Source organism: Prauserella alba, assembly GCF_024171735.1.
GTDB lineage: Bacteria > Actinomycetota > Actinomycetes > Mycobacteriales > Pseudonocardiaceae > Prauserella > Prauserella alba.
Genome location: NZ_JAMTCH010000003.1, coordinates 1010165 through 1032929, shown reverse-complemented (window position 1 = coordinate 1032929; position 22765 = coordinate 1010165). Strand labels below are relative to the sequence as shown.

The following is a 22765-nucleotide window of genomic DNA, read 5'->3' as shown; positions in this document are numbered from 1 at the left end:
ACACTCCCCCTTCCCCTGTCCGGCGCTGCCCCGATCCGACCCCTCCCCGGTCCGACGCGAGCTGTGCCGGCGAACCACCCCAAAAAAAAAATTCGCATCGTGGATATATTCTTCTGCATTGCGATAGGATCGGGGTGTTGATTCCGTCGGACGAGGAGTGCCTCATGACTCGACTGCAGGCCGGCCAGCCGGCCCCCGCGTTCACCCTGACCGATGCCCACCAGCAGCAGGTCAGCTCGGCCGACTACGCCGGCAGACAGCTGATCGTGTACTTCTACCCGAAGGCATCCACCCCGGGCTGCACCACCGAGGCCTGCGACTTCCGCGACAATCTGGCGTCCCTGGAGGCCGCGGGCTACGCCGTCGTCGGGATCTCGCCCGACGAACCCGAGGCGCTGCGGACGTTCATCGACGACCAGGCGCTCACGTTCCCGTTGCTCTCCGACGCCGATCAGTCCGTGGCACGCGCCTACGGCACGTACGGCACCAAGAAGCTCGGCGACCGCACCGTGGAAGGCACCCTGCGTTCCACCTTCGTCATCGGCCCCGACGGCACCCTCACTCACATCGCCTACGAGGTCGACGCACAGGGTCACGTGGCCGAACTGCGGCGCACGCTGGGACTCTGAGCGCGACTGCCACCTCCGGCCCGCACAGTTCGACGAGCACGCGGGTTCCGTCCGATACCCGCGTGCTCGTCGAAGGATCAGCCCTGCGGCCCTGGTCCGGGCTCCACGCAGGCCGGTTCCTGAACCCGTGCCCGTCACTCCGTTCCGGACGCGGCGGGAGCGGCCGGGACGCGTACACGCTCGACCACGATGCGGTGCCCGACGGTCGCCAGCAGTTCACGGGCTCTGGCCATCGAGTCCGTCTCGTCGGCGGCCAGATCGCTCAGCGCCCAGACACGGTCGATCCCCGCGGTCGTCCACTGGCGCCGGTCCAGGCCGTTGCGCCCGCACACCGCGACCACCGGGACACCGTGCCGCGCGGCACGTCCGGCGACACCGACCGGCACCTTGCCCGCCAGCGACTGGGTGTCCAGACTGCCCTCGCCGGTGATCACCAGGTCCGCGGTCGCGACCTTCTCGTCGAGACCCACGAGCTCCGAGACGAGGTCCGCACCCGGCCGGCGGACCGCCCCGAGCAGTCCCAGCGCCGCGAAGCCGACGCCACCGGCCGCGCCCGCGCCGGGTTCGTCCGCGGCCCGGGCGACCCGCGCGGACCAGGCCGCGCCGCCGGAGCGCCGCGCCGCCTCGGCCAGAATCGGCACGGCCCTGCGGAGTGCCTGCGCGATCCGGCGCACCTGCCGCGCGTCGAGTCCCTTCTGCGGGCCGAAGACCTCCGCCGCCCCGCCGGGGCCGACCAGCGGCGAGTCCACGTCGGCGGCGATGACGATCCGCGTCTGCCGCAACCGCGGGTCCAGCGTTCGCAGATCCGCCGCGGCCAGCTCGGCCAGCCCCGCCGCACCGTCGCCGATGGGCTGCCCGCCACCGTCCAGCAGGCGGGCCCCGAGTGCGGACAGCAACCCCGCGCCACCGTCGCTGCAGGCACTCCCGCCGAGCGCCAGCACGAGGCTGCGCGCTCCGCGGTCCAGTGCGGCCCGAATCAGTTCCCCGGTGCCCCGGCTGGTGGCCCGAGCGGGGTCCGCGTCGGGGCCCATGCCGCCCAGCCCGGAGGCCTCGGCCAGTTCCACGACCGCGAGCCTGCCCCCGGTCCCGGCACGGGTACCCCACCGTGCCGGGACCGGTCGCCCGTCCGGGCCGGTGACCCGGTCGAGTTCGATGTCCCAGTCCGCCTCGGCGTCCGCGGTCACGGCCGCGAGCGTCCCCTCTCCCCCGTCCGCCATCGGGACCGGCACCACCCGGGCCGACGGTGCGGCCCTGCGGATCCCGGAGGCCAGCGCCTCGGCCACGTCCCCTGCGGGGACGGAACCCTTGAACGTGTCGGGAGCGATGACCACGGTGCCCGGTGCACCACCCGCCGACCCGCCCGGTGATCCGCCCGCCGACTCCGTCCCCGCCATCGCCGTCACTCCGAGACGGCGAGCGCGGTGAGCGCCGTGGGCGCGTCCTCAGGACGCTCGGCCATCGGCTCGAACTCGTTGATGGCGCTCAGCGAGGTCCCCATCGAAATGTTGGTGACACGCTCAAGGATCACCTCCACGACCACCGGAATCCGGTACTCCTCGGCCTGGCGCACGGCCTTCTCGAGGGCACCGCGGATCTTCTCCGGGTCCTCGACGCGAACGGCCTTGCAGCCCAGGCCCTCAGCGACGGCGACATGGTCCACGCCATAGCCGGCGCTGCTGCCGGTCGCGTTGATGTTGTCGAAGGCGAGCGACACCTCGAAGTCCATGTCGAACCCGCGCTGGGCCTGTCGGATCAGCCCCAGATACGAGTTGTTGACGACGACGTGCACATACGGGATCCGGTGCTGTGCGCCGACGGCGAGTTCCTCGACCATGAACTGGAAGTCGTAGTCGCCCGAGAGCGCGACGACGGTCGTGTCCGGCAGCCCACGGGCCACACCGAGCGCCGCGGGCCCGGTCCATCCCAGCGGGCCGGCCTGGCCGGCGTTGATCCAGGACCGCGGCCGATAGGCGTGCAGCATCTGGGCACCGGCGATCTGACTGAGGCCGATCGTGGTCACGTAGGTGACCTCCCGCCCGAAGGCCGCGTTCATCTCCTGGTAGACGCGCTGCGGCTTGATCGGCACGTCCTCGAAGTGCGTCTTGCGCTGCAGCGTGCCCTTGCGTGCGGCGCAACGACGGGCCCAGTCGCCGAAGCCGAGTCCGCGCCCGCTCTCGGCCCGCCTGCGCGCGGCCGCGAGCAGCGCCTCCAGCGCGGCGCCCGCGTCGGAGACCACCGAGTAGTCGGGCGCGAACACCCTGCCGATCTGCGTGGGCTCGATGTCGACGTGGATGAAGCGCCGATCCGACCGGTAGGTCTCCAGGTCGCCGGTGTGCCGGTTGGCCCAGCGGTTGCCCAGGCCCAGCACCACGTCGGATTCCAGGAACGTGGCGTTTCCGTAGCGGGTGTGGGTCTGGATACCGACCATGCCGGCCATCAACGGGTGGTCGTCCGGGATCACTCCCCAGCCCATCAGCGTGGGTGAGACCGGGATGTCCAGCAGCTCGGCGAGCTCGACCAGCTCATCGGCGGCGTCGGCGTTCAGCACACCGCCACCGGCGATGATCAACGGGCGCTCGGCCGCGGCGAGCATGTCCAAGACCTTCTCGGCCTGGGCCTCGGTGGCTCTCGGCGTGATCACCGGCAGCGGCTCGTAGGTGTCGATGTCGAACTCGATCTCGGTCTGCTGGACGTCCAGCGGCAGATCGATGAGCACCGGCCCCGGCCGCGAGGACCGCATCAGCTGGAAGGCCTTCTGGAAGGTGCCGGGAACCTGGGCGGCCTCCAGCACCGTCTTGGCCATCTTGCACAGCGGCGCGGCGATGGAGGCGATGTCCACCGCCTGGAAGTCCTCCTTGTCCAGCACGGCCACCGGCGCCTGACCGGTGATGCACAGGATCGGCTGTGAGTCGGCCTGGGCGGCGTAGAGACCGGTGATCATGTCGGTGCCCGCCGGGCCCGACGTCCCGATGCACACCCCGATGTTGCCGGGGGCCGCACGGGTGTAGCCGTCGGCCATGTGGGAGGCGCCCTCCACATGGCGCGCCAGCGTGTGCCGGATCCCCCCGCGGGCCTTCATCGCCGAGTACAGCGGGTTGATCGCCGCGCCGGGCAGCCCGAAGGTCTCCACGGCGCCCTCCTTCTCGAGGATGAGCGCTATCGCATCAACTGCGCGCATGCGTGTCATGGCGCGCCTCCTTCTCTATGGGACGTCTGCTGGGATGTGGATCGTGGCTGCGGGTGGGAGGGCCACGGATCCGCCGCCGGTCAGGCGGCGTTCCGCGTACCGCCGGTGTCGCCCGCGCCTCCGGAGAGCTGCTCGACGAGGGTGAACAGCCCGGAATGGTCGAGGTGGCCGCCGCCCTGCTGCACCGTCGCGGCGACCAGCTGGGCCACGGACGCGGCCAGGGGCGTCGCGACGCCGGCCTCGCGAGCGGCCGAGGTGACGATGCCCATGTCCTTGTGGTGCAGCTGGAGCCGGAAACCCGGTTCGAAGGAGCGGTCGAGCATCTTCTGCCCCTTCTGCTCGAGCACCTTGGAACCGGCCAGCCCGCCGCCGAGGACCTGCAGCGCCGCCGTCGTGTCCACCCCGTAGGCCTCGAGGAACGCGACGGCTTCGGAGAGCGCCTGGATGTTCACCGCGACGATGAGCTGGTTGGCGGCCTTGACGGTCTGCCCCGAGCCGGAGGGCCCGACCCGCACGACCGTCTTGCCGACGGCGTCGAAGACGTCTGCCATCGCGTCGAAGTCGGCCTGGTCGCCGCCGACCATGATCGACAGCACGCCGTCGATCGCGCCCTGCTCACCACCGGAGACCGGCGCGTCGAGGGGCTTGAGGCCGGCGTCCCTGGCCTTGCCCGCGAGCTCGATCGCGGTGTCGGGACGGATGGTGGAGGCGTCGATCCAGGTGGCTCCGGCCCTCGCGTGGACGAGGATGCCGTCCTCCCCGGTCAGCACGGCCTCCACATCCGGGGAGTCCGGAACCATGGTGATGATGACGTCGGCCTCGGCGACGGCCTCGGCGATCGAGCCGGCGGCGGTACCGCCCGCGGCCGAGAGCGCCTTCGCCTTCTCCGGCGAACGGTTGTACCCGGTGACCTTGAAGCCGGCGCCGACCAGGTTCTTGGCCATCGGCAGGCCCATGATGCCGAGTCCGATGACGGCGATGTTCTTGCTCATGAGTTCGGTGTCCTCTCGACGTGCACCTCGCCGGCCTATCTCGGCGAGGCGGGTGTGCGATGTGTGCGGGGCGCTCAGCCCCGGGAGCTGCCGGCGGGCTGGCGGAGCCAGTCGAACGCGGTGCCGGAGTCCTGCTTGTACTCCAGTGCCACGGAGCCGGTGTAACCGCGGGCGTAGGCGAGGTCGAGCCACTCCTGCAGTGGCAGCTCACCGGTGCCGGGGGCGCCGCGACCGGGGGCATCGGCGATCTGCACGTGGCCGAACCGCGGCGCGTGCTGCTCGATGACCGCGGCGACGTCGTCGCCGTTGACCGCCATGTGGAAGAAGTCCGCCAGCAGCGCCACGTTCGTCGCGCCCGCACGGTGGACCTTCTCGACGACGGCGAGCGCGTCCGCGGCGGTCTTCAGCGGGTAGCCCTCCGCCCCGGACACCGGCTCGACGAGAACGGTGCCGCCGATCGGTGCCACCGCCTGGGCGGCGGTGACCAGGTTCTCGACGGCCAGCTCGTCCTGCGCCTGCGGCTCCTGGTCGTCCTGCCGCAGCCCGTAGAGGGCGTTGAACGCCGTGCAGCCGGTGCGGCGGCCGATCTCGGCGGCGAGGGCGGCGTTGTCGGCGAACTCGGCGCGGTGGCCCGCCACCGAGACCATTCCGCGGTCGCCGCCTGCCATGTTCCCTGCCCAGAAGTTCAGGCCTTCCAACCGGACTCCCGCCGCCGACAGCGAGTCGACGAAGGCGTCGACGTCGGCGTCCGAGGGGCGGGGTTCGCCGTCGAACGGCCACCAGAACTCCACGCGGGTGAACCCGGCGCGGGCAGCGGCGGCGGCGCGGTCGATGACCGAATGCTCGGTCAGCAGTGTCGAGCAGTTGACGATGTAGCTCTCGGGCGAGGTGGCGTCGCTGCGCGATGCCATGCGGACCTCCTGCGGGGATCTGGTGGGCCGTGAGGATGCCGTGGGGCTCTCCCCGACGTGCCTGATGCTCGGTTTCGGAATGCTCGGATCTCTGCGTGCCGGATCTCTGCGTGCCGGATCTCTGCGTGCCAGAGCTCCCGCATGCCAGGGCTCCTGCGTGCCGGAGCTCCTGCATGCCGGAGCCCCGAATGCGGATAACTCCACATTGTGGAAGTTTGACTCCGTCAGATGAAAAAAGCATAGAGCGGGCGGTGAAGCGCGGTCAACCACCCCGTCTCGACGAACCCGAACGGCCGGCAGCCGGCGAACCCGCCCGGCACACCCGCGAACAACCGGCACACACACCCGCGACTCACCGCGAGTACCGCCGTGAGCAGGGGAAACCCGGGACCTCCCATCCCGGCGATCGCAGCCGAATCGGACGGCGTCCGTCCCGCCTGCACGGCGCCGCGACATCGGCTGTTGACCGCGGGCAGGTGACTGAATCACCATACGGAATGCCAATATCGCATCGCGGAGTTCAAGTTTCGACCGTGTAGGACTGCCGCCCCACGGCCTCCGGCGCCCGCGCCGCCACGAGCCCCACCGACGCCGTGCGATCCGGCGACGGCCGGCACGACACCTCAGAAAGGTGCTCAACGATGAGCAAGAAGACCTCCCGAGACGCGCAGAGCCGACGGACTCCCCCGTCGTCCTCCGAACGCCCGGAGGACGAGCGACTTCCCCTCGGCAAACTCGCGACGTTCGGGTTGCAGCATGTGCTCACGATGTACGGCGGGCTGATCGCCGTCCCCCTGATCGTCGGCGGGGCCGCCGGGCTGAGCCCCGACCGCACGGCGGTGCTCGTGACCGCGAGCCTGTTCATCGGCGGTCTGGCCACGCTGTTGCAGAGCGTCGGACTGCCCTTCCTCGGCTCCAAACTGCCGCTGGTGCAGGGCGTGTCCTTCGCCTCGGTCGCGACGATGGTGGCCATCCTCGCCGGCCCCGGCAACGACCTGTCCACGGTGGCCGGCTCCATCGTCGCCGCCAGCGTCCTCGGATTCGTGGTGGCGCCGTTCTTCGCCCGCATCATCCGGTTCTTCCCACCGGTGGTCACCGGCGTGGTGATCACCGCCATCGGGCTGACACTGGTGCCGGTGGCCGCGGACTGGGCGATGGGCGGTGACTCCGAGTCCGCCGACTACGGCTCACTGGCCAACATCGGCCTGGCGTTCCTGACACTCGCGATCATCCTGCTGCTGAGCAAGGTCGGCTCGGCAACACTGTCGCGACTGTCCATTTTGCTGGGCCTGATCGGCGGAACCGTCGTCGGCGCCCTGCTCGGGCTCACCGATTTCAGCGACGTGGGCACCGGCTCGCCGATCGCCGCTCCGGAGTTCCTCGCCTTCGGCGTACCGGACTTCGACATCGCCTCGATCGTCTCGATGACCATCGTCATCCTCGTGATCAAGACCGAGACCGCCGCGGACATCATCGCCGTCGGCGAGATCATCGGAACGTCGGTCGACCGCCGCCGGATCGCCAACGGTCTTCGCGCCGACATGCTCTCCTCGGCCGCGGCGCCGTTGTTCGGCTCCTTCACCCAGTCCGCCTTCGCCCAGAACGTCGGGCTCGTGGCGCTGACCGGGGTCAAGAGCCGTTTCGTGGTCGCCAGCAGTGGCGTGATCATGATCGTGCTCGGACTACTGCCGATCTTCGGGCAGGTGATCTCGGCGATCCCGATGCCCGTGCTGGGCGGTGCCGGCGTGGTCCTCTTCGGCACGGTGACCGGGTCCGGAATCCGGAATCTGCGCAGCGTGTCCTACGACGGCAACATGAACCTCATCATCGTGTCGACCTCACTGGCGTTCGCGATGATCCCGGTGGTGAAGGAGGACTTCTACCACCACTTCCCCGAGTGGTTCCAGACGATCTTCCACTCCGGCATCTCGTCGGCGGCGATCATGGCGGTGCTGCTGAACCTGTTGTTCAACGAACTCACCGCAGGCAACTCCCGCAACCCGTCGGTGTTCGCCGCCAAACCGGTGCGGGTGCTGTCCCCGTCCGACCTGCGAGACCTGCGCGAGGGCGACGTGTTCGTCAACGGGCGGTTCGTCGACTGCGACGGCGAAGAAGTCCCGCTGGTGCCCGACGACAAGCTCGACGAGGTCCGCGCGAAGATCGAGTGCGGGGAGATCACGGACACCAGTCAGATCCCCGAGGTGATCGCTTCCGACGTCGGCGACCCGTCGACGGCAGACCCGCAGGACGCCCGGCACGCCGATGGGGGAGGCGCGGCGGCCGGCGCGCAGGAACCACCACGTCCCCAGCGGGAACCCCAGGTCCACGGAACGGCTGAGCGCCGGGACTGAACCGCGGGCCCGCACCGGCCCGGCCGACGCGAGGCGGTGAGCCCGGGGCCGAGATGCACCACGCACCTCGGCCCCGGGTCTTCGTGTTGCGGATCCCGGCGCCCGTGTTGCGGATTCGCGGGCTCGTGTTGCGGATCCCGGGGCCCGTGTTGCGGATTCCGGGGGCCGTGTTGCGGATTCGCTCGGACGGCCCCACATCGTGACCGCGCGAGGGCCGTCCCCACCGCGCCCTGACAGCGACGCCCACGACACGGTCCAGCACGCGACCGGACGACGACAGTCCCGGTAGCGGCGGTCGAACGGGAAACGGCTTCCCAGAGCGCTCCACGGCCCCAACGCGCGCAAACACCCAGAGCGCGGCTGCCCAGAGCGCGGGGGCGCGGACCACAACGCGACCCGAAACGACGCTTCCGTAACGACGCTTCCGTAACGACTGTCCACACACGACGGTTCGTACTCGACAGCTGCGGACACGACGACGCCCGGGCCGACGTACGGAAACCTCGGCCCGGGCGCCACAGACTGCCACGGCGAACCGGCGACGAAGCCGGCAGCGAGCCGGCGGAACGTCGTGGCGGGTCAGCCTGCCGTCGCGGTCACAGCATCACTTGCCGGTTGACGTCCTTGTAGAGCAGGTAGCGGAAGGGGCCGGGGCCGCCGGCGTAGCAGGCCTGCGGGCAGAAGGCGCGCAGGGAAAGGAAATCGCCCTCCTGGACCTCCACCCAGTCCTCGTTGAGCCGGTAGACGGCCTTGCCCTGCAGTACGTAGAGCCCGTGTTCCATCTCGTGGGTCTCGGCGAAGGGGATCACCGCGCCGGGTTCGAAGGTGACGATGTTGACGTGCATGTCGTAGGCGACGTCCTTCGGGTCGAGCAGCCGCGTGGTGCGCCAACGTCCTTCGGTGCCCGGCATCGGGCTGGGCTCGATGTCCTGCTCCCGGCCGACGACCGCCCTGGGCCGCGTGCCCGGCAACGGCTGGTGCCGTTTGCGCAGCCAATGCAGCCGTGCGGGTTCGTCCCCCACGGCCTGCAGCCTCCACGCCGCCGCCGGCGGCACGAAGGCGTAGCTGCCGGGGCCCAGCCGGTGCTCGGCACCGTCGAGGGTCAGGTCCAGCTCGCCCTCCATGACGAAGAGCAGGCCTTCGACCTCCGGCTGCGGCTCGGGCTCGTCTGAACCGCCGCCCGGGGCGACCTCGAGGATGGTCTGCGAGAAGGTCACCGCTCCCCCGGCCACCGGCCGATGCAGGACCCAGGCTCGGGTGTCGCGCCACTCGGGCAGCACGGTGGTGACGATGTCGCGCAGCACCCCGCGCGGGATCACCGTGTAGGCCTCGGTGACCCGCGCCCGGTCGGTGAGCAGATCGGTCTGCGGCGGGTGGCCACCGTGTGGGGCGTAGTAGCCGGTGGCGGCCGCGGGCCGCTCCGATTCGTCTCGCTGGTCTGCCACAGGGGCTCCTTCCTCGATGGGGCGACGGTCAGGGAACCGAATTGTGCTCAACCGGGCATGCTCGTGCGTCCGGTGCGGGTGATGTGTTCCAGCTCCGCACGGTCGATGCCGACGGAGCGCTCCAGGTCGGCGACGGCGAGTGCGCCGCAGTCGAGTCCGCGGCGGATGTGGCCTGCGAGCGCCATCGCGGTGGCCGGTTCGTCGAGCACCGGTTCGTCGAGCACCGCGCCGTGCTCACGGCGGACGTAGGCACGCAACCTGGCGGCGGCGGTACCGAAACCGAGCCGGAAGAAGTGGAACGTCGCCAGGTGCCGCGTGGGCAGATGGTGCGGGTGCATGTCCCAACCCTGCCGGATGCCGTGCTGCAGTTGCCGCCGCACCAATGCGGCGTGCAGGTCCCAGGCTGCCAGCACCTTGTCGTCGTCGCCGACCGGCAGCGCGTTGGTCGCACCGTCGGAGACCTCCACGCCGGTGCCCGCCGCCGCCAACAGCATCTGATGCTTGGCGACGTCGGCGGCCGGGTGGTCGGGGGCCTGCTGCTGGGCGGGCACTCCGAGCGCGGCGCTGTAGTCGAACGTGCCGTAGTGCAGCCCGGTGACCCGGCCTTCGCCCGCCCGCACGGCCGCGGCCAGCGGCACCGTCCCGTCGGGCCCGAGGATCAACCGGGGCGTCTCGACCTGTATCTCGAACCCGATGACACCGTCGCCGAGGCCGTGGGCCCACTCCAGCGTGCGGCAGACCTGCACCATGGCGGCGACCTGGTCGGGGGTGCTGACCTTCGGCAGCGTGATCACCAGACCGCGCGGCCACGTGCCTGCGGTTTCGAGAACGTGGGCCACGAAGAGGTCGAGGGTGCGCAGTGCGCGGCGGCGCACCGGTGCCTCGAAGCACTTGATCCGCAGCCCGATGCGGCGCGGAGCAGGCGCGCCCCGTGTCCTGCCGACCCGCCTGCCCGCTTCGGCGGCCCAGTGGTCCTCCTCGTCGTCACTCCGGTCGCCGAACCCGTCCTCGAAGTCCAGGCGAAGGTCTTCGATCGGTTCGGTGTGCAATTTCGTCGTGACCGCCTCGGCGAGCCCTGCGGCCGCCTGTTCGCGGGCGGCCACGGGGCTCACCGACGCGGACTGCGGATCCTGGGCCACTCCGGGGGTGCGCACGAGGCCGGGTTCCTGTTCCGCGGCCCGCAGCACGCGCTCGGCGAGTGCCTGCATGCCGCCGTGCCGTTCGACGGCCGTGAGGGCCCGCTCGCCCCATTCGCCGGGCAGCCCCGGATGCCACGAGTCGGCCGGAACGTAGACGGTGTGGACCGGCTGCGGTGCCGCGACGCCGTCGTGGCGGGCTGCCAGTTCGGCGTCGACGCCGGCCAGGCGCGCGTCCAGGTCCGCGGCGAGCTGGTCCCCGAGCACGCCGTGCGAACTCGGCGCGCTCATACGGCCGCGCCTTCGGGGACGACCGGCGCGTGATCACCGCCGGAGGCACGCGCGGTGACCGCGTTCCGGCGCGCGGCCCCGGCCACGGCGGCGGCGACGCGCTCGGCCACGCCGTGCTCGAAGACCGTGGGGATGATGTGGTGCGGGTTCAGCGCCTCGGCTGAGATGCATCCCGCGATCGCCTCGGCGGCGGCGACCAGCATGTCGTCGGTGATGTCGCTGGCACCGGCGTCCAGCAGGCCACGGAAGAAGCCGGGGAAGGCGAGCACATTGTTGATCTGGTTCGGGTAGTCGCTGCGCCCGGTGGCCACGACGGACGCGGTGCGCCCCGCCACCGCGGGGTCGACCTCGGGGTCCGGATTGGACATCGCGAAGACCACCGCATCCGAGGCCATCGCCTCGATGTCGCCGCCGTCGAGCAGGTCGGGCGCGGAGACCCCGATGAACACGTCGGCGCCGACGACGGCCTCCTTCAGAGTGCCGGTGATTCCCTCCGGGTTGGTGTGCGTGGCCAGCCAGGCTCGGTGGGGGTCGGCGTGGTCGGCCCGCGGGTCGAGCACGCCGGCCCGGCCGCAGACCACGATGTCGCGCGCACCGGCGGCCTGCAGCAACGCCGCGATGGCGTGGCCCGCCGCGCCCGCCCCGGAGATCACGATCCGCACGTCGTCGAGCCGCTTCGCCACGACCTTCAGCGCGTTGGTCAGGGCGGCCAGCGTGACGATGGCGGTGCCGTGCTGGTCGTCGTGGAAGACCGGGATGTCGAGCTCCTCGCGCAGCCGGGCTTCGATCTCGAAGCAGCGCGGCGCCGCGATGTCCTCCAGGTTGATGCCGCCGTAGGCCGGGGCGAGGGCCTTGCAGATCGCGATGATCTGTTCGGTGTCACGGGCGTCGAGCGGTACCGGCCAGGCGTCGACGCCGGCGAACTCCTTGAACAGCACGGCCTTGCCCTCCATCACGGGCATGGACGCCTCGGGGCCGATGTCGCCGAGGCCCAGCACGGCGGAGCCGTCGGTCACGACGGCGACGGTGTTGCGCTTGATGGTCAACCTGCGGGCGTCGGCGGGGTTGGCCGCGATCGCCCGGCAGACCCGCGCGACGCCCGGGGTGTAGGCGCGGGAGAGGTCGTCGCGGGTGCGGATCGGCGCCTTCGGCGTCGATTCCAGCTTGCCGCCGAGGTGGACCAGGAACGTGCGGTCCGAGGACTTCCGCACCGTGACGCCGTCGAGTGCGGAGAGCGCGGCGGCCACGTCGGTGGCGTGCTCGGCGCCCAGGGTGTCGCAGGTGATGTCGACGAGCAGCTCGTTCTGAGCCGCTTCGACGACGTCGAAGGCGGTCAGCGCCGCGCCGGCATCCGCGACCGCCGCCACCAGGTCAGTGGCCGACGCCGGTCCTGCGGGCGTGGCCACCCGCAGCGTGATGGAGTGTCCGGGGCTCGGCTGTGTCATGGAGTGGGCCTTTCCGATCGACAGTGATCATCGTTCCACAGGGAGGTTCCACGCTGAGCAGTTTTTCCGCTATGCGAACGAGACTCTCCGCAATACGATAACGCAGATGGTTGCCGCAGCCCAGTCCACGGAGCGAATCCGGCTGCACCACGACGCCCCGTCGGGGACCGCGCCGCCACCGGATAGAGTCGGACACACCAGAGTCGATCAGAGTGCCGGTGCAGCCCGCCGCGCCCCACCCCGACCTCGAGGAGGACGCCGACGTCATGGGCAGCAGCACTCCTGCCGACCGGCCGACACGGGGCGGGGTCCAATCCGTCGAGCGCGTCTTCGACCTGCTCTCGGTGATCGCGGCCTCCGGCGGCCGCACCACTCTCAGCGAGCTGGCCGCCGCCGTCGACCTGCCGATACCCACGATCCACCGCCTGCTGAAGACACTGCTCGGCATCGGCGTGGTGCGGCAACTGCCCGACCGCGGCTACGCCCTGGGCCCGGAGCTGGCGCGCCTGGGCGAACTCGCCGGACGCCAGCTGGGCGCGCTCATCCGGCCACATCTGCGCACGCTGGTCGAGCAGCTCGGCGAGAGCGCCAACGTCGCCACCCTCGACGGCGACATGGTCGTCTACGTCGATCAGGTGCCCTCGCCCCACCAGATGCGCATGTTCACCGAGGTCGGCCGCCGCGCCCACACCCACGACACCGGCGCGGGCAAGGCGATCCTCGCGCAGCTGCCCGTTGAGCAGGTCCGTCAGATCATCACCACCGCGGGCCTGCCGCCGCACACCGAACACAGCATCCGCTCGCTCGAGGAGCTGGAGGACGAACTCGCCCGCATCCGCGAGCGTGGCTACTCCGTCGACGAGCAGGAGCAGGAACTCGGCGTGCGCTGCTTCGCCACGGCGGTGCCGAATGCGCCCACGCCGCTGGCGATCTCCGTCTCCGGTCCCACCAGCCGCGTGGGCGACGACTTCGCCGATCGCGCCGTCCCACTGCTGCAACGCTGCGCCGAGCAGATCTCCGAGGCGCTGGCACAGGCCTGAGCGGCCGGCTCCGAACCGCGCCTGACCGCCGTCGGCGGTCTGGCCGTCGCCCGGGCGCGCGCCGAGAAGGCGGCGCACCCGGGCGACGAGTCTGCTCCCGCTCAGCAGAACCCGGTGACGGCCGCCCAGACGTCCGGCCGCTCGGTCGCCTCCTCCCGCGCGATGGTCGCCTCGATCAGACCGTAGGGCCGGTCGGCGGCGTAGAACACCTCGTTGGGGTTCTCCAGTCCGAACGGCGAGAGGTCCGAGACGAAATGGTGCTTGTTCGGGCAGGAGAAGCGGATCTCCTCGATCTCGTCGACGGCGTCGATGACGTTCTGCCCCATCTGGTACAGCGTGTGCTGCAGCGCCTTGGAGTAGTGGTCGGTGAACGTCGAGAGGATGATGCCGCGCACCCGCCGGTAGACCTCGTCGAAGTCGACGTCGGTGGTGCTGTAGCGCCAGCGGGTCGAGATGTCGGTGGCCAGGATCCGATCCTCGGTCTCACCCAGCGTCGTGTACTTGTCCTTCGGATAGCCCACGAAGCCCGACTCGGTCGTCTTGAGCACGGTGAGCCCGTAGAAGCCGGCGACCAGCTGGTCGTCGGTACCGTCGCGCACCAGCACGGCCGTGCGAACCTCCGGCTCGGAGCGGAAGAACGAGTGATCGTGGCCGTCGATGCGCGACCAGCCGTACTCCTCGGCGGACCAACGGCCACCGGTGACCCAGTCGAAGGACGAGGTGAAGTGACCGGCCAGCGACAGCAGGAACCGTTCGGGGGAGGTGACGCCCTCCTCCTTGGCCTTGGCGAAGACCGTGTTCTTCTGGGTGTCGGTGGGGACCACGTGCCCGTTGTCCCCCTCGGTGTGCGCCGCCTGGAAGTCACCGTGCAGTTGCGAGGAGACGTTCAGGTCCCGCAGCTCGTGGCGCGGGGTGTCCCGGTACACCCTGACCACGTGGTTCTCCGCCTTGCCGTACTGGTTGCTCGTGAGCTTCACAGCGCTCATCGCGTGCTCCTGTTCTCGAAGGATGTCCCGCGCCAGCCGCCGGGGAACGCCGCGTGGCCGAGTCCGCCCTCGAGCCGGGCCCGCACCGTCCCGCCGACTCCTGGGTCAGCTGCCGCGATACGTGGAATAGGCGAATGGGCTCAGCAGCAGCGGGATGTGATAGTGCTCCTCCCCCGGCTGCACCGTGAAGTCCACGGTCACCGACGGGTGGAAGTGCTCCTGCCCCCGTGCGGCGAAATAGGAACCCGTCCGGAAGGTGATCCGGTAGTCGCCGGACTCCAGGGTCTGTGGGCCGAGCTCGGACACGCGACCGTCCTGGTCGGTCCGGGCTGCGGCGATGGGTGCGCCGTCGGCGGCGCGGAGCTCGACGTCGACGCCGGCGGCGGGGGTGCCGCTGGTGGAGTCGAGCACGTGGGCGGTGATGAAGCTCATCGGAGAAGTCCTTCCAGTCGCAGGGCGGCGATCTGCTCGAGCTGCTCGCCGGTCTCGGCGAGCTCGTCGGCGGGCTCCTGCTCCAGCCTGCGTTCCAGTTCGTCGAGGATCTCGCGGTGGGTCCGGCCTGCGGCGCGGATGAGGAAGACCCGCCCGAAGCGCTCCTCGTAGGCGGCGTTGCCCGCGGCGAGGCGCTGTTCGACGTCGGCACCGGCCTCCCCCAGCCCGGCCTGTTCCCGCCGGGAATGACGCGCCTCGGCCGAGCCGCCCGTCGACCGCTCCCCGATCCTCGGGTGATGGGCCAGGGCGGCCTCGATCTCGGCGGGCTGCAGCGGGTGCGCCACCTGCCGCGCCGCGGCCACGCACGACTCGACGTCCGCATAAGGACGTCCGTCGGCCACCGCGTGGATCCAGCGGTCGACGTCGAGGCACGGCCGGAGCACCTCCGCCGCATCGGCAGCGGCGAGGCTGTTGAACTCCTCGAGCGTCATCGACTCCTCTTCTCGCATCCCGGACTAAAACTTTCGCTATCCGCAACTCTGGGCCGCGCGCAGGGAGATGTCAAGACACTGAGCCGACAGCGGCCACGATCGGCCTCGGACGCGACGAGAGGCGGTCCACCGGCGGCGGACCGGGCCGGGCTGCGACCCGGGAGATCGTGCGGCGACGGCCGGATCCACGACGCGTCCGGCGGCCGTGGCAGCCGCACGGGAGAGCGAGGCGGCGCGCCACCGCCCGTCGATCGCCGTACGAGCCGGACCGCCGACCGACAGCGACCGTCCGAATCGGACCGGATCACTCGCCGGATCCCGCGCACCACCGGGAAGTCGGCCCGGCTAGCGGTAGGTCACGTGGCCGGAGGTCGGGCCGTCGAAGTGGCCGTGTTCGTTGAACGACACCAGCGTCATGCCCGCACGGCCGGTGGCCAGCTTGCTGATCCCGGCGTTCACCGCGACGCGGCTGAGCGTCACGAGGTGGGTCTCCGGCGCGCCGAGCAACAGCCCGCACAAGGTCGCGATCACACCACCCGAGGTGAACACGACGGCCTGCTCGCCTTTGCCGAGGCCACCGGCCACCTCGGCGGCGGCAGCCTCGACCCGGTCGCGGAACGCGGTCCACGGCTCCGCCGCCGCACTCCGCGCGCCCGCGGCCGCCCATGCCGCGAGCGCCTCCTCCAGCACGCGCTGGAAACCCCGTGGGTCCTGCGCGTCCTGCGGTCTGCCGTCGCCGTGCGCGCCGAGGACGTCGCCGTCGGCGTACTCGTCCCAGCGCGGATCCTCGGTCACCGCGACGCCGGGCGCGCACTCGGCCAGCGCCAGCTCCGCGGTGTCCCGTTGCCGGGACAGCGAGCCGCACCACGCGTGGTCGACACGTACCTGTCTGCGTGCCAGTTCGGCGCCAACCAAGCGGGCCTGTTCACGACCCAGATCGGACAGCTTGTCGTAATCGGCCGCCCCGAACGACGCCTGTCCGTGCCGCACCAGGTGGATGGCGCCCATCAGACGAGCTTCCGGAACACGCCCACCGGCAGCACCCGCAACAGCACCGACAGCGGCGTCCAGGGCCACGACGGCACGTACGCGGCGGCGCGCTCCGACTCGATGGCCTTCACCATGGCGTCCGCCCCACGGTCGGCTCCGGCGACCAGCGGGGTGCGCCCGCCGGAGCGCGAGGTCATCTCCGATTCGATGAAGCCCGGCAGCACGGTGCTCACGCGGATCGGTGTCCCGTGCACGTCGGCCCGGATGCCGTCGGCAAGCGCCGCGGCACCGGCCTTCGACGCGCCGTAGGCCGTCATGTTGCGCGGCATACCGCGGATCGCGCTGAACGACGACACCACGACGAGGTGGCCCGCGTTCTGTTCACGCATCAGCTCCATCGCGGCCTCGCACTGCGCCAGTGCTGCCACCAGATTCGTCTCGATCGTCTGCCGGTTCGCGGCGAAGTACCCGGTGCCGATCGGCTGCCCCTTGCCGAGACCGGCGTTGACGACGACCCGGTCCAGCCCACCCAGCTCGGCGGCCAGCGAGCGGAACACGGTGAACACGTCGTCGTGGGCGTTCACGTCCAGACCGGCCACGGCCACGCGGATGCCGGGGTGCCGTTCGGTCAGCTCGGCCGCCAGTGCGTCCAGCCGGTCCGTGCGGCGTGCACACAGGGCGAGGTCCCGGCCCGCGGCGGCGAACCGCCGGGCCATACCCTCGCCGAGCCCCGAACTGGCACCGGTGATCAGGATCCTCTTCCGGGTGGTCATGCGCCGAACTCTGCCATGTTCACCGCCACGTGCGGAGTGTCGGTGACAACACACTCCCGCGGTGCGGCGGTGCGGCGGTGCGGCGGTGCGGCGGTGCGGCGGTGCGGCAGTGCGGCGGTGGGGCGGTGGGGCGGTGCGGTGCGGCACACGACGACCGGTGGCCCGGCGCCGTCGGGCGCCGGGCCACCGGTGCAGCCGCCCGCAAGCGGGCATCGTTCAGCAGCAGATCACTGCTGAACCGTGTTGAGCAGCAGGTTCGGCGTGGCGCCGGTCGGGTTGGTGATGACGTCCGGGGTCGCCGACGTCGTCAGCGCCTCGGACACCTCCGCCGGGGTGGCCTCCGGGTTGTCGGCCAGGTACAGCGCCGCGGCACCGGCCACGTGCGGAGCGGCCATCGACGTCCCGGACAGAGCCGTCTCACCGCCGCCCATCTGGGCCGACACGATGTCCACACCCGGGGCGTAGATGTCGACGACCTCGCCGTAGTTGGAGAAGTCGGCCTGCTGGTCCTGCTCGCCCGAGGCCGCCACCGTGATGGCGTCCTCGACCCGCGCAGGCGAGCTGCCGCTCGCGTCGGAGCTCTCGTTGCCCGCCGCGACGGCGAACGTCACGCCGGCGTCGATCGCACCCTGCACCGCGGCGTCGAGGGCCTCGTCGGCGGTGCCGCCGAGGCTCATGTTGGCCACGGCCGGGCCGGAGGCGTTCTCGGCGACCCATTCGACACCGGAGATCACGCCGTCGGTCGTGCCCGAGCCGTTCTCGTCGAGCACGCGGACCGGCACGATGTTCGCACCCTTGGCGACGCCGTAGTCGGTGCCCGCCACCGTGCCGGCGACGTGCGTGCCGTGGCCCTGCTCGTCATTGGCGTCGTCGTCGTTGTCGATGAAGTCCTTGCCGGGCTGCACACGGTCGCCGAAGTCCTCGTGGGCGGTGTCCACACCGGTGTCGATGATGTACGTGGTGACGTTCTCGGCCTGCGTGTTGTAGGTGTACGAGTCGTCCAGCGGCAGCGCCGACTGGTCGATGCGGTCCAGACCCCACGACGGGGTCGGCGACTGCGTCTCGGTCACGTGCACCCGCTGGTTCTGCACGACACGGTCGACCGACGGGTCGGCGGCCAGCCGCTTCGCCTCCGCCTCGTCGGCCTTCACGGTGAAGCCGTCCATCACCGTGTCGTAGGTCGACGACAGGTTCAGTCCGTACTCACCGGCCAGCTGCGTGGCCATCGTCGACACCGAAGCCGTCCGCGCACCGTCGTCGAGGACGACGATGTAGCTGCCGTCGACCGCGTTGGGCGTGTTCGCCGAGAGGATCTTCCCCTCCGGCGCCGCAGCAGCGGACCCCAGGCCGGCTGCGACCAGTCCGGTCACACCGGCCGCCACGACGCCCACGTTCAGGCTCCGCCTCAGCTTGCGAGAGTTACCCATTCGGATTCCTTCCGTTATCCCGGCAGGTTCGCGACTCATGCAAGCGGCGCGGGAAGCCCAGTGGCAATGATTCACAGTTACCAGTTGTGGACTGAACACCGTAATGAGCGATGCTCCGAATGGTCTAAATGTCACTTTGTGCAGTCAGCCACTGACGTGTTACAGGATGCTGCTAACGTTGTCCATATCGTTATCGTCGTGGCATCGGGAGGCGATCCGGCACGTGAGTGGCACCGCGTTCTCGGCAGCCCTGCGCTCCGCCATCGCCACGAGCGGACTCGGTCTGGACCGCATTCAGGCGCGACTTCAGGACCACGGCATCACGATCAGCGTCACCGCGCTGAGCTATTGGCAATCCGGAAAACGGCAACCGGAACGGCAGAGTTCGATCTCCGCGGTACGCACGCTCGAAGAGATTCTCGACGTGCCCGCCGGAACACTGCTCGGCCTGCTGCCGCCGCCCCGGCCTCGGGGCAGCACGTCCCGGCGCAGGCTCGACGACCGCTCCCAACGGCGCCTCAGTCTCGACGACGCACGCGATGTGGCACTCGTCGGGCTGCACGACCACTGCGTGGTCACCACCGGCGACACCCCCGGGGACGGCCCGCACAGCACCGTGACGGCCAAGGCCGTCTTCCGCGCCCGCGCCGACGGTCAGGACCGCTGGCTGCTCGCCTATCGGCAGGACGGCTCGGACGGCGGTGAGGCAGCCCCGGACCTCACCGCACTGCGGAACTGCTCGGTGGGCCGCATCGAAGCGGACCCCGCCACCAACCTGACCCTGGCCGAACTGATCTTCAGCAACGCGATCGACGCCGGCGAGACGCAGCTCGTCGAGTATTCGCTGTCGTATCAGCACGATCCGTGTCCCGACACCAGGAAGGCGCATTTCCGCGAATTCTGGGAACCCGTCCCCGAATACCTGCTGGAAGTCGATTTCGATCCAGCACGCCCGCCCGCGCAGTGCTGGCGGTATTCCTACCGGAGCCACGGCGGCACGGCCGAGTCCCAGGACGTCGCGCTCGACGACCGGGGCCGCGCCCATGCCGTCGCCGTGGATTTCGGCCCCGGCGTCTTCGGAATCGGCTGGCTGTAGCGACTTTCGTCGTTCCGGTCACCGAACGTGACCCGGCGAGTGTGATCGGCGCACCGACCTCGGTAGCAACGAATTGCCGGGTACCGCCCCACGTGTCCGGTTTCGCCGCTCTCATCCGTTTTCCGGGGGAACTTCCGTCGGTATCGGCACCGTCGCGGCGCGGATCAGCCGTCATCGACGGGTGGATTCACCACGATTCGGCGCATGTGGGCGTGGGTGCTGCCGGATCGTATGCCGGGCAGGGCCTGGTGTGTTCAGGACGTGGATTCCCCTACTCGGAAACAGTTCCCGTGCCGGCGGCCACCCGCTACCTCTGCGAGGTCTTCACGGTGCTCGCGGCACAGGCCCGGCGACCGGCTCGCCGCGTACATCTCGGACGTCGTGGTGAAGGGCGACTGATGAGACGTGTGCGGCCGCGGGCTCTCGATTCGATGAGAGACTGAGCTGTGCCTGATCGACCTGAGATCGTCTGCATCTGCGGCTCTGTCCGATTCGCTGAACAGATGCGCGAGGCGAATCGTGATCTGACGTTCGCAGGCGTCATGGTCGTCGCACCGGGTGAGACGGACGAGGTGATCTCCAGCGAGCAGAAGACTCTGCTCGACGATCTCCACCAGCGAAAGATCGACCTGGCTGATCGGGTTCTGGTCGTCAACCCCGGCGGATACATCGGAAGTCCACGCGCCGGCAGATCGCGTATGCGCGCGCCACCGGAAAGCCGGTCTCGTTCACGGGCCCGTCCGACCAGTAGCGCCGGTACGGTGCGGGCAACGAGGTTTCCGGCCATGGTGCGGGCGTCTGCTGTGAGCCAATGGACGGTCGCGGCGCGGCGCCCGGCACGCGGATTTCACTGAGCACCGCGGCCAGCATGCTGGTGTCCGCGGCCTGCCCCGGAGTAGGGACGAACGCGAGCGCACGTCCCAGGTCCTCCAGCCTGCTGCGTGAGCGACTGCGCCTTCTCCATCACCCGCGCCCCGCATCCGGTTCGCCCCACCGAACAGACCACGCCTCATCCGAGATCACATCACGCACGCAGCTCAAGACTCACCCGCAAGCCCGCCAGAAGCGGTGAGCAACACATCCTAGAACGGTGGGTTGCCACCGTGCTGGTGTTCCCTGCCGCTGGTTTCTCGTTCCGGTTCGCGACCGTGGTCGGACCGTTGGTCAGGATGTTCCTGCGAGAACGGACAGTCCCGACTTCCGACGCGGTAGCGGCAATGGCGGCCGTAGCGGCGATGAACATCTCAGACGAGCTTGTCGCGCAACAGTTTCCCGGTCGCGTTCCGTGGCAGCGCCTCGACGAACTCCACGTCCCGCGGCACCTTGTAGCGGGCGAGGTTGTCCTTGACGAACGAGCGCACCGCGTCGGCGTCCAGTGTGGACCCTCCGGCCCTGGCCACGACCGCCTTGAGCCGCTGGCCGAACTCGTCGTCGGCCACGCCGACCACGCCTGCCTCGAGGATCTCAGGATGCTCGACGAGCAGGTTCTCGACCTCGATCGGATACACGTTCTCACCACCGGAGACGATCATCTCGTCGTCCCGGCCGTCGATGAACAGCAGCCCGTCCTCGTCGAAGTGGCCGACGTCGCCACTGGCGAGCAGGCCGTCGATGATCTCCTTGTTGCGACCGTCGGTGTAGCCCTCGAACGCGAGTCCGCTGCCGACGAAGACCCGGCCGGTGACGTGCGGATCGGTGATCTGCGTGCCCCGCTCGTCGTAGAGCGCCACGCGGCAGCCGACCGGCGGCCTGCCGACCGTGCCGGGCGCCTTCGCCCAGTCCTCGGGCGTAGCCACCGCGGCGACCGCGACCTCGGTCGAGCCGTACAGGTTGTGGATCACGGGGCCGAAGATCTCCGTGGCGCGGTTGCCGATGTCCGGCGGCAGTGCCGACCCGGCCAGGAAGACGATGCGCAGACTGGAGGTGTCGTACTTGCCGATGACCTCGGGACCCAGGTCGATGATCCGCTGCAGCATGGTCGGCACCAGCACGAGCGCGGTGCAGTTGTACCGCGCGATCCCGCGCAGCGCCTCTTCCGGATCGAACTTGCGCCGCACCACGACCGTGTTCCCCAGCGCGAGCGACAGGATGAACTGGGAGATGCCCGTGCCGTGGAACAGCGGCGCGCCCATGTAGGTCGCCTCGCCGACGCGCAGCGGGATGCGGTCGAGGAACTGCGCCGAGTCGAGCCCGGAGATCTTCGGCCGCGGCGCCCCCTTCGGAGTACCGGTGGTGCCACTGGTGAGGAGAACGAGCCCGCCGGGCTTCGGCGGCGCATCCGGGGCCGTCTCGTCGGTGCCGTCGATCAGTTCGTCGAGCGTCGCGACACCACCGGTCGCCGCCGGGTCGTCGACCCAGCCCAGGTAGCGATCGACGTTCTCGATGCCGCCGAGCAGGTCGCCGAACTCCTCGTCGTAGACCAGCACTCGCACCTGCTCCCGTGCGGCGACGTCGGTCAGCTGGGGCCGCGCGAAGCCGGTGTTCATCAGCAGCAGTGCCGCACCGAGTTTGTTGGCCGCGAGCATGGTGAGCACGAGACCCCGGTGGTCCCGGCAGAGCGCGGCGATGCTCGCCCCTGGGCCCACGCCGCGGTCCGCCCATGCTCGGGCGAGCGCGTTCGACTTGCGCTCGAGCTCGTCGAAGGTCAACGGGCCGCGTTCGTCGACGAGACCGGTGGCCTCGGGGTTCCGGCGCGCGGCGATGCGAACCGCACCGGCGATCGGGCCGTACGTGCTGGTCAGGACGAGCGAACGCACGCCCTCGTCCAGGCGGGGGAAGGGCAACAGTCCCGCCCGCCACATGACTCCGACGCTGCGCACCTTCTCCGTCACGCGCGTGACCAGCTCTGATACCGCCGGCGGCGTCCTCATCCGCGCACCTCCTCGGGCTCGTCCGACATAACCTACCGGGTAGTAGGGCAACCGGAGCAACCCTCGCGACGGTGAACGTTCCCGCGGAGTAACGGACGTCTCACCCGCACCGGCCTTCCCACCCGGGAGTCGCGACGAACCTGGAGCCGCTGGTGCGGGACAGCACGGGCCTCCGGCGCGAACTGTCGGTGGCGGGGAGCAGAATCGGCGACGTGCATGTGATCGTCGCCCGCGATTCCGCAGGCCGCTTCTCGCTGCGCATCCCGGACGGCG

Annotated in this window: 18 protein-coding genes; 4 read left to right on the top strand and 14 right to left on the bottom strand. The window is 70.3% G+C overall.

Annotated features, from left to right (window positions below):
* Positions 1-164: 164 nt before the first annotated feature.
* Positions 165-629, top strand: a complete 465-nt coding sequence (gene bcp / locus LY12_RS04640; protein ID WP_253853467.1) for a thioredoxin-dependent thiol peroxidase — start codon at positions 165-167, stop codon at positions 627-629.
* Positions 630-763: 134 nt separating this feature from the next.
* Here bcp and LY12_RS04635 read toward each other — a convergent pair whose 3' ends face one another.
* From LY12_RS04635 to LY12_RS04620, 4 genes are all read right to left on the bottom strand, one after another.
* Entirely contained in the window at positions 764-2023 is a 1260-nt protein-coding gene (locus LY12_RS04635; protein WP_253853466.1) for a glycerate kinase, read from the bottom strand.
* A gap of 5 nt (positions 2024-2028) precedes the next feature.
* Entirely contained in the window at positions 2029-3816 is a 1788-nt protein-coding gene (gcl, locus tag LY12_RS04630) for a glyoxylate carboligase (RefSeq protein WP_253853465.1), read from the bottom strand.
* Between the two features lie 80 nt (positions 3817-3896).
* Complete coding sequence (locus LY12_RS04625; protein WP_308292089.1) at positions 3897-4847, bottom strand: 2-hydroxy-3-oxopropionate reductase; 951 nt, start codon at positions 4845-4847, stop codon at positions 3897-3899.
* Between the two features lie 35 nt (positions 4848-4882).
* Entirely contained in the window at positions 4883-5719 is an 837-nt protein-coding gene (locus tag LY12_RS04620) for a hydroxypyruvate isomerase family protein (protein WP_253853462.1), read from the bottom strand.
* A gap of 641 nt (positions 5720-6360) precedes the next feature.
* Here LY12_RS04620 and LY12_RS04615 point away from each other — a divergent pair.
* Positions 6361-8070 (top strand): nucleobase:cation symporter-2 family protein, encoded by a 1710-nt coding sequence (locus LY12_RS04615; protein WP_253853461.1) that lies wholly within the window; start codon positions 6361-6363, stop codon positions 8068-8070.
* 596 nt (positions 8071-8666) lie between these two features.
* On the opposite strand, the gene LY12_RS04610 is transcribed toward LY12_RS04615, so the two are convergent.
* From LY12_RS04610 to LY12_RS04600, 3 genes are read right to left on the bottom strand one after another with little or no spacing between them, the layout of a single operon-like run.
* Complete coding sequence (locus LY12_RS04610; RefSeq protein ID WP_253853460.1) at positions 8667-9515, bottom strand: bifunctional allantoicase/(S)-ureidoglycine aminohydrolase; 849 nt, start codon at positions 9513-9515, stop codon at positions 8667-8669.
* Between the two features lie 47 nt (positions 9516-9562).
* Positions 9563-10942 carry a DUF6986 family protein gene (locus tag LY12_RS04605; RefSeq protein ID WP_253853459.1) on the bottom strand — a complete coding sequence of 460 codons (1380 nt, stop codon included), beginning with the start codon at positions 10940-10942 and terminating at the stop codon, positions 9563-9565.
* The gene (locus LY12_RS04600) at positions 10939-12387 is read right to left on the bottom strand and encodes an NAD-dependent malic enzyme (RefSeq protein ID WP_253853458.1); all 1449 of its coding nucleotides are present in this window, start codon (positions 12385-12387) and stop codon (positions 10939-10941) included. The genes LY12_RS04605 and LY12_RS04600 overlap by 4 nt, the downstream gene beginning before the upstream one ends.
* Before the next feature lie 212 nt (positions 12388-12599).
* Here LY12_RS04600 and LY12_RS04595 point away from each other — a divergent pair, with 212 nt between their 5' ends.
* Complete coding sequence (locus LY12_RS04595) at positions 12600-13427, top strand: IclR family transcriptional regulator (protein ID WP_308292064.1); 828 nt, start codon at positions 12600-12602, stop codon at positions 13425-13427.
* Between the two features lie 101 nt (positions 13428-13528).
* Here LY12_RS04595 and pucL read toward each other — a convergent pair whose 3' ends face one another.
* The 6 genes from pucL to LY12_RS04565 all read right to left on the bottom strand — a co-directional run bounded on the left by pucL (position 13529) and on the right by LY12_RS04565 (position 18526).
* Positions 13529-14413 (bottom strand): factor-independent urate hydroxylase, encoded by an 885-nt coding sequence (gene pucL / locus LY12_RS04590; protein ID WP_253853457.1) that lies wholly within the window; start codon positions 14411-14413, stop codon positions 13529-13531.
* A gap of 105 nt (positions 14414-14518) precedes the next feature.
* The gene (uraH, locus tag LY12_RS04585) at positions 14519-14845 is read right to left on the bottom strand and encodes a hydroxyisourate hydrolase (protein WP_253853455.1); all 327 of its coding nucleotides are present in this window, start codon (positions 14843-14845) and stop codon (positions 14519-14521) included.
* Positions 14842-15336, bottom strand: coding sequence for a 2-oxo-4-hydroxy-4-carboxy-5-ureidoimidazoline decarboxylase (gene uraD, locus LY12_RS04580; RefSeq protein WP_253853454.1), 495 nt, complete (start codon positions 15334-15336; stop codon positions 14842-14844). Before uraD ends, uraH begins: the two co-directional genes overlap by 4 nt.
* A 345-nt stretch (positions 15337-15681) precedes the next feature.
* The gene (locus tag LY12_RS04575) at positions 15682-16344 is read right to left on the bottom strand and encodes a histidine phosphatase family protein (protein ID WP_253853453.1); all 663 of its coding nucleotides are present in this window, start codon (positions 16342-16344) and stop codon (positions 15682-15684) included.
* Positions 16344-17099 carry an SDR family oxidoreductase gene (locus LY12_RS04570; RefSeq protein ID WP_253853452.1) on the bottom strand — a complete coding sequence of 252 codons (756 nt, stop codon included), beginning with the start codon at positions 17097-17099 and terminating at the stop codon, positions 16344-16346. The genes LY12_RS04575 and LY12_RS04570 overlap by 1 nt, the downstream gene beginning before the upstream one ends.
* 227 nt (positions 17100-17326) lie before the next feature.
* Positions 17327-18526, bottom strand: coding sequence for a S8 family peptidase (locus tag LY12_RS04565; RefSeq protein WP_253853451.1), 1200 nt, complete (start codon positions 18524-18526; stop codon positions 17327-17329).
* Positions 18527-18749: 223 nt separating this feature from the next.
* Between LY12_RS04565 and LY12_RS04560 the strand changes: the two genes are divergently transcribed.
* Positions 18750-19622 carry a hypothetical protein gene (locus LY12_RS04560; protein ID WP_253853450.1) on the top strand — a complete coding sequence of 291 codons (873 nt, stop codon included), beginning with the start codon at positions 18750-18752 and terminating at the stop codon, positions 19620-19622.
* Positions 19623-20866: 1244 nt separating this feature from the next.
* Here LY12_RS04560 and LY12_RS04555 read toward each other — a convergent pair.
* Positions 20867-22492, bottom strand: coding sequence for an acyl-CoA synthetase (locus LY12_RS04555; protein ID WP_253853449.1), 1626 nt, complete (start codon positions 22490-22492; stop codon positions 20867-20869).
* Positions 22493-22765 lie beyond the last annotated feature (273 nt).

Coding starts and splice junctions, on each gene's coding strand:
- LY12_RS04570 (WP_253853452.1), bottom strand. CDS start 17,099: ATGACCACCCGGAAGAGGATCCTGATCACCGGTGCCAGTTCGGGGCTC.
- LY12_RS04575 (WP_253853453.1), bottom strand. CDS start 16,344: ATGGGCGCCATCCACCTGGTGCGGCACGGACAGGCGTCGTTCGGGGCG.
- pucL (WP_253853457.1), bottom strand. CDS start 14,413: ATGAGCGCTGTGAAGCTCACGAGCAACCAGTACGGCAAGGCGGAGAAC.
- uraD (WP_253853454.1), bottom strand. CDS start 15,336: ATGACGCTCGAGGAGTTCAACAGCCTCGCCGCTGCCGATGCGGCGGAG.
- LY12_RS04605 (WP_253853459.1), bottom strand. CDS start 10,942: ATGAGCGCGCCGAGTTCGCACGGCGTGCTCGGGGACCAGCTCGCCGCG.
- uraH (WP_253853455.1), bottom strand. CDS start 14,845: ATGAGCTTCATCACCGCCCACGTGCTCGACTCCACCAGCGGCACCCCC.
- LY12_RS04600 (WP_253853458.1), bottom strand. CDS start 12,387: ATGACACAGCCGAGCCCCGGACACTCCATCACGCTGCGGGTGGCCACG.
- gcl (WP_253853465.1), bottom strand. CDS start 3,816: ATGACACGCATGCGCGCAGTTGATGCGATAGCGCTCATCCTCGAGAAG.
- LY12_RS04620 (WP_253853462.1), bottom strand. CDS start 5,719: ATGGCATCGCGCAGCGACGCCACCTCGCCCGAGAGCTACATCGTCAAC.
- LY12_RS04615 (WP_253853461.1), top strand. CDS start 6,361: ATGAGCAAGAAGACCTCCCGAGACGCGCAGAGCCGACGGACTCCCCCG.
- LY12_RS04565 (WP_253853451.1), bottom strand. CDS start 18,526: ATGGGTAACTCTCGCAAGCTGAGGCGGAGCCTGAACGTGGGCGTCGTG.
- LY12_RS04555 (WP_253853449.1), bottom strand. CDS start 22,492: ATGAGGACGCCGCCGGCGGTATCAGAGCTGGTCACGCGCGTGACGGAG.
- LY12_RS04635 (WP_253853466.1), bottom strand. CDS start 2,023: ATGGCGGGGACGGAGTCGGCGGGCGGATCACCGGGCGGGTCGGCGGGT.
- bcp (WP_253853467.1), top strand. CDS start 165: ATGACTCGACTGCAGGCCGGCCAGCCGGCCCCCGCGTTCACCCTGACC.